The organism is Microcoleus sp. K4-B3 (assembly GCF_036704615.1).
Classification (GTDB): domain Bacteria; phylum Cyanobacteriota; class Cyanobacteriia; order Cyanobacteriales; family Microcoleaceae; genus Microcoleus.
Genome location: NZ_JAUBSF010000160.1, coordinates 1 through 6394 on the forward strand (window position 1 = coordinate 1; position 6394 = coordinate 6394).

The 6394-nt window shown below is 48.1% G+C and carries 3 protein-coding genes and 1 pseudogene; all 4 read right to left on the reverse strand.

All coding sequences use genetic code 11. The features are described from left to right. Positions 1-214 precede the first annotated feature (214 nt). A complete protein-coding gene (locus QUA78_RS31305) occupies positions 215-2377 on the reverse strand; it encodes a ShlB/FhaC/HecB family hemolysin secretion/activation protein (protein WP_333399216.1) in 2163 nt (720 codons plus the stop codon). A 639-nt stretch (positions 2378-3016) separates the two neighbouring features. Next, positions 3017-4024, reverse strand: a complete 1008-nt coding sequence (locus tag QUA78_RS31310; RefSeq protein WP_333306784.1) for a protochlorophyllide reductase — start codon at positions 4022-4024, stop codon at positions 3017-3019. Between the two features lie 263 nt (positions 4025-4287). Next, positions 4288-5406 (reverse strand): alkene reductase, encoded by a 1119-nt coding sequence (locus tag QUA78_RS31315; RefSeq protein WP_333306786.1) that lies wholly within the window; start codon positions 5404-5406, stop codon positions 4288-4290. Between the two features lie 426 nt (positions 5407-5832). Further along, positions 5833-6318, reverse strand: a pseudogene (locus QUA78_RS31320) (Uma2 family endonuclease); the annotation flags it as partial. Positions 6319-6394: the final 76 nt, after the last annotated feature.

Consider the following 6394-nt stretch of genomic DNA (forward strand, 5'->3'; position numbering starts at 1 on the left):
TGCACTTTTTTCTCGCTCGCGCTATCGAAACCTTTCGCGACGCAATATGCGATCGATTATTCAGCAAGCCCTAAGTAAAGCAGGCTAAACTTTAAATATGATTATTGAAACGCAAGTGGAATAACATTTTCACACTAATTATAGTCTAAGACAGCAGAATCTAAGATACTGTAGAAAGTGTTTAGTTTTGATCGCACTCAACCCAACCTACAATTTAAAACGGAAAATAATTGATTCTAAAGTAGACGCCTTTTTCCTGCAAAGTTCGATCGCCCGATCGAGCATTTATCAAAGGAATACCATAGTCTAAACGCACATTCAACCGATCGCCCATCTGCCAAACCAGCCCCAAACCCGCACCCAGCAGTTTATCCGAGTCGGGATTCGGCTTTTCCTCCGAATGGTTCCACCCTACCCCAAAATCGATAAACGGAGCGACTTGCAACAAACCTTCGACTTGCGGGACACGCCAAACCGGAATTCGCACTTCAGCAGATGCGATCGCACCGCTATCAGTTAACAGCAAATCTTGGCGGTATCCGCGCACGCTTTGAACGCCACCGATCCCGATTTGTTCGAGGGAAAGCAGGGGGCGATCGGCTAATTGAATGTCATAACGCACTATCAGCAAGGTTTCTGGTGCTAGCAGCCGCACGTACTGCGCTTGTCCGCGCCACGCCAGAAAGCGGCTGTCGGGCCCGCTATCGTTCGCAGTAGCGCCCAAAAAATCGGTACCGAGGGAAAACTGCGATCGCGCCGCGAACACTTGGCTGGAACTCCGCTGCACGTATTCTTGAAAAAACCGCACAGCCGAAACCCGCGTTTCGCCGCGCTCATTTGCTCCCGCCGAAAGCGCAAATCGTTCCCCCGACAGGAATGTGTCGCTTTCTTGCCGCGAAAAACTCAGTCCCAAAGCCAAAGTGCGATCGGGCTTTTCGACAATCAGCTGGCGGTAAGTTAATTCGTAGGTTCGCGATTTCCCCTCGATTTGTGCAGCATCGAAGGGTTCCTCAATGATGTTGGTGCTAGCAGTACCCGCAGCGAACCCAATCGTGCCGTTGCGCGCGTTGACGGGGACTGTGTAGCTGCCGTTGAATTCGTTGCTGCCGTCGGTGTTAGCATAAGATACCTCTAATCCGTCGCCCAAACCGAGCAAATTTGCTTGATTGATGCGAACACCGCGCCGAAAACTGCCTACGCTGGGCGATCGATTGTTGTCTGCAAACACTTCAGCGCTAAAGCTGTCTGCTTCTTTTACCCGCACTTCTAAGCGGCTGTTTTCCGGGCGGCTTCCGGCTTGGAGTTCGGCGGAAATATTGGCAATTAAGGGGTCGAGTTGCAGCAGTTGCAAGGCTTCCAGCAACCGATCGCGGTTGAGGGGCCGTCTGGTAGCGCGTTCAAGGCGCGATCGCAGGTAATTTGAATTTAAGCGCCTGTTTCCAGTAATCACAATTTCATCTAATCCGCCTTCTACAATCCGAATTGTCACCACACCTCCCGATCTGGGAAAGGTTTGGTTGGCGGGAATTACAGCGCCGGAATTGATGTATCCTGCGGCTACATATTTTTGAGTGACGGCTGCTTCGGCTGCGATCAGTTCGGCAAAGGTGATTTCGCGGCCCGCAAACTGTTGCGTAACTTCTGCGAGTTCGCGATCGCTAAAAGCCGTGTTGCCCTCAAATTCAAAGCGATCGACCTGAATTGTACCCGGAATCTCCGGCCTACCATCGCCGGGAACTGGTGTTAGCGGCGTTGGTTGGAGGGGAGACGGCGCAGGCGGTTGCGGCGGCTCAGGAGCTGGTAATTCGGGTTCTCGGGGCAGAATTGGGTTCGGCACTTGGCTTAGTTGCGAGTCGCGATCGATACCCAAATCAATTTTTTCTCGGTCAATATTTTCTTCTAGTTTTTGATCTGAGTTAAAAAGCTCGGTTTCTTGAGTTTTGGTGCTGAAAGTGCGATCGGGCTGAGAAGTTGCACCATTGTCAATAAGCCTTTTACCGGCGGGCAGGATGCCCACCCCACAATCAAACTCACTCGTTGTGGAACAGGCATCTTGCCTGTTCTTGAGAATGGTGTAAGATGTCACATCGACTGAATTTGCCGCGGACGGCGGTAAGTCGAGAGTTTCCGCCGCCACCGATCGTTCTGACTCTGTGGGTAACTGCGTTTCCTCCTCTTTTACGAGCAAGTCTTCGCGTTTGTCAAGATTAGTATCGGGAAGGAAAGCTCGATCGCCTCCGCTGCTGACTGCTGCCAAATCCTTAACATTTGAAGTCAAAATTTCAACTGTGCTAGCGGATGTTTTCGCTGGTTTTCCCAGCCAAACTAACCCAAAAATTCCAGCGAGTAAAAATAGTTTTTGTGAGCGACAAGCCATAGGATCTAATTATTATCTCGCTTAAGTGGGGGAAAATATTTTCAGGAAGTGAGCACCCTCAAGTAAAAATCAATCTTAACAGCAAAAAAGGAAACAGCCGTCGCCGCAAAGAGTTTCGCAGGCGCTAAAAAGCAAAAGGTCGATCAACCCTTGTTCCTTTCCCAACTCTTACGCATCAACCGGGTTTTTATCCGAAAAAATCTCGTGTAAGTCGATCGTAAACGGTAAAAAAAACCAAAATTTTTTTGTTGCAAAACCTACGCTTTCATGCTAATGCAGCAACCAGAATAGCCCTGCACGCCAGGGTAAACCAGAAACCGGGTTGTGTCCGAAAAGACGCGCTACAACTGAGATCTTGCACCATTCTCAATAATCTTTTTATGAACAGGCAAGATGCCTGTTCCACAAGAGATAAATTTTCTTGTGGAACAGGCATCTTGCTTGTTCTTAAGAATAGTGCAAGATGTGAGTTACAGCCCGCAGATCCACTAAAAAACCCGGTTTCTTTGATTTTGGTGTATCATACCAAATCCGACTTTAATACCCCCTTTATTCTTGAGTCCGCGTCGGCGGCAGACCTCCTGTGCCCAGACGCGGTTTCAACAGCCTAGTCTTATACAAGGGGTTTCTAACTATGAATTATGCAGAGCGGCCCGCACCAGTTGCAGCACCAATTTGAGCCCCGTCAGCCAATCCCACCAACTTAGCGCTCAACTCCCACATCCGCTCGCCTTTTTCATCATCGCGGGCCTGGGGAGAAACCTTCTGCACAAAAGACTTACCATCTTTTTTCTGGCGATTTCCCCAACTCCAATAAGCCCCAGATTGCTTGTATTCTGGATCGGCAACCACAATCGCCAGCCTTTCGCCCGCCAACTCCTGCGACACGTAACCCCCCGTGATATTCTTCTGAAACAGCGGAAACAGCTTCTGAAATAGGGGATAGTGATTGCGGAACAGTGGCGTATCCGCAACGCATCCCGGATACAGCGAAGTGAAAGTAATCCCCGTGGATTCGTGAAAGCGGCGGTGCAACTCCCGCATCGTCAGCACGTTGCAAACTTTGCTATCTTTGTAAGCCTTGACCGGTTCAAACTTCTTGCCATCAACCATCGAAATCGGGTCTTTGAAACCCGCTTCAAAACCCTCAAACTTGCCCAAATCCGGGCGCGGCGGAATCTTCCCGCCCAACTCGTCTGGATTGTGAGTCACAGTTCCCAAAATCACGATTCTGGCATCGGAATAATAGGAAGGCTTCATATTTTCCATCATCAGGTTGCACAGCAGGAAATGACCCAGGTGATTGGTAGTCATCGTCAACTCGTAACCCTCCGGGCTCCGCAGCGGTTCCTTAATCAAAGGCATATAAATGGCGGCGTTGCACACCAAAGCGTCCAGAGGCCTGCCGCTGGCCTTAAATGCGCGAGCAAACCTACGCACGCTTTCCAAATCGCCCAAGTCAATCTGCATGATGGAGAAACTGCCTTCAGGTATGCCCAACTCTTGGGCGGCATCTCCGGCTTTCCGCACGTCCCGACAGGCCATGACTACGTGCCATCCCTTGTCTGCGAGAGCTTTCGCGCCGTACAAACCGACGCCGGAGGAAGCGCCGGTGATGATAACCGTTGATTTATGATTTTGTGCCATCTTGTTAAAAGCGCTTCCGCTATTGATTATTTTCAGGCACTCAAACGCTGAGCTAGCAGCTCTAATTTTTTGAAGTACCCTATGGTTCTTAGGATATGGGGAAACGTTCTCGATCTCAACCGGCGATGAAAATTAAATATCGCTCCAACTCCCACTCCTACTTTTGTGAATTAACCATAAATCCTGTTGGGGCGAGTTCACCATTATCTATGATTCACATACTCGGTATTGATAAACCCGCCCCAGCCAACCAACCAACTCCACTAAGAAATAGCGGCCGATTCCTGATATCTAGGGAAATCGATATAACCTTCAGGCCCAAAAGAATACCAGACGCCCACTTCAGCCGGCGGATTGAGCGGCCAACCATTAGTAAAACGCTCTACCAAATCGGGATTGCTGATAAAATCTCGACCAAAAGCAATTAAATCCGCAACTTTGCTGCTCAGGGCCGTTTCAGCCTGTTCTTGAGTATATCCGCAGTTGCCGACCAGCGGCCCTGCAAACACATCGCGAAACTCTCCTATCATCATCGGCGTTCCCAATTCGTGAAAGCCAAAAGCCAGACCGTCCACCAAGTGAAGGTACGCTAAATCATAGGCATTTAACTGCTCCGCGAAATACAGAAAATCTTCTCGATATTCTGGAGAACCCATGTCATTGAAAACACCATTTGGAGACAGCCTAACTCCTACTCTGTTGGCCGGAAATACTGTGATAATCGCCTCCACAATTTCCTTAAGAAAACGGTAACGATTTTCAACTGTGCCTCCATAGGAATCAGTGCGGTGATTGGTTTTGGTTTGCAGGAACGTGTCAATGAGATAGCCGTTGGCCGCGTGAATTTCTACACCGTCAAAACCTGCCATTTTTGCCCGTTCCGCCGCCTTGCGATAATCTTCTACAACCAGGGAAATTTCATCGGTTTCTAGAGCGCGGGGAGTTTCGTAGGGTTGTTTGCCTAGAGGGGTATGAATGCCTTCTCCGTTTATTTTGATGGCAGACGCTGCAACTGGTAATTGATTGTTTTCATGAAAATTGCTGTGGGAAGCCCGCCCGCAGTGCCAAAGCTGCATGAAAATCGGCGTTTCGCGGGCATGAACCGCAGTCACAACTTGTTTCCAAGCTTCGCCTTGCTCGTCTGAATAAATACCGGGCGTATTGAGCCAACCATTAGCTTGAGTAGAAATCACTGTGGCTTCTGTAATGATTAAACCAGCTCCGGCTCGCTGAGTGTAATACTCTGCCATCAAAGCGTTGGGCATCCGCGCTTCACCGGCTCTGGAGCGCGTCAGGGGTGCCATGACTACCCGGTTTTTTAAGGGTAAATCTCCGAGTTTGAAGGAACTGAGTAGGAGTGGAGAAGTGGTTTGAGTAGTCATAATATTGAGGTTTTATCAACTGAAAAATGAGGTAAATCACTTAACGGTTAACTATTACCTGTTAACATAATTAAGGTGATATCCTCCGCACGGATTGTCGGGGGACAAGCTTAATATAACTTGAATCCATCACCCGGAATGCTAACGGCATCACATATTCACGATCGATTATCGCTCGTTGCCCGATCGCCCTGAGTTCAAAATCGCGTCGCCGCCTGTAAGTGCAACCTTTCTGCTAACTGCGGATGCTCAAAGCAAAGTTCCCGCGCCTGCAAGTGTAGCCGCTTTGCAGCAGCGCGCGATCGAAAGTTATTAGGCTTGTTAACTAAATTTGAAAAATTTCACGATAATCGACCGTGAAAATAAATTTATTTCTGCACTTTTTGTGTAAAAAAATGGCGTCTAAAAAGTCAACTTTATTTGTCATTAATCAAGCAGCCAACTAAATAAACCTTCTACTCTAAGATTGAATTCTCTTGCAAATTCTGGCACTGGTAACAGTACATCCGGTTCGTCATAAAACGCTGTTGGTCGATCGACTAAGTAAACAAATACACATTGCTCAGATGGGTCAATCAGCCAACCCATCTGCGTTCCGTGCTTCAAGCAATGCAGAATATTTTTTGTTACCTTAGTTTGGCTTTGGTCAGGCGAAAGAATTTCGATCGTCCAATCTGGGGCAATTGAGAAAATATTAGCCACTTCACCATTTTCCTTGCGAGGAATTCTGCTCCATAAGAATACGGAAACATCCGGTATAATCGATCGTTCACCAAAAGTGCAGCGGAGTTCTGAGAAAGCTCGTGCAATCTTTTTTGACCTCACAACCGAGTTAATGGCGGGAGACAATTCAGTCTGAAGTGCACTATGTTCTCCTGGTGGCATTGGTTTTTGGACGATCCTTCCATTAATAGACCTCTTGCAAAATAATTTTATGATATAATGGAAAGTTTTGCTTTACTGGATTTAATCCCAACTATTAACTTAT

Bases quoted from the DNA above. Each gene is read 5' to 3' on its own strand.
- QUA78_RS31305 (WP_333399216.1), bottom strand. From the start codon at position 2,377: ATGGCTTGTCGCTCACAAAAACTATTTTTACTCGCTGGAATTTTTGGG.
- QUA78_RS31310 (WP_333306784.1), bottom strand. From the start codon at position 4,024: ATGGCACAAAATCATAAATCAACGGTTATCATCACCGGCGCTTCCTCC.
- QUA78_RS31315 (WP_333306786.1), bottom strand. From the start codon at position 5,406: ATGACTACTCAAACCACTTCTCCACTCCTACTCAGTTCCTTCAAACTC.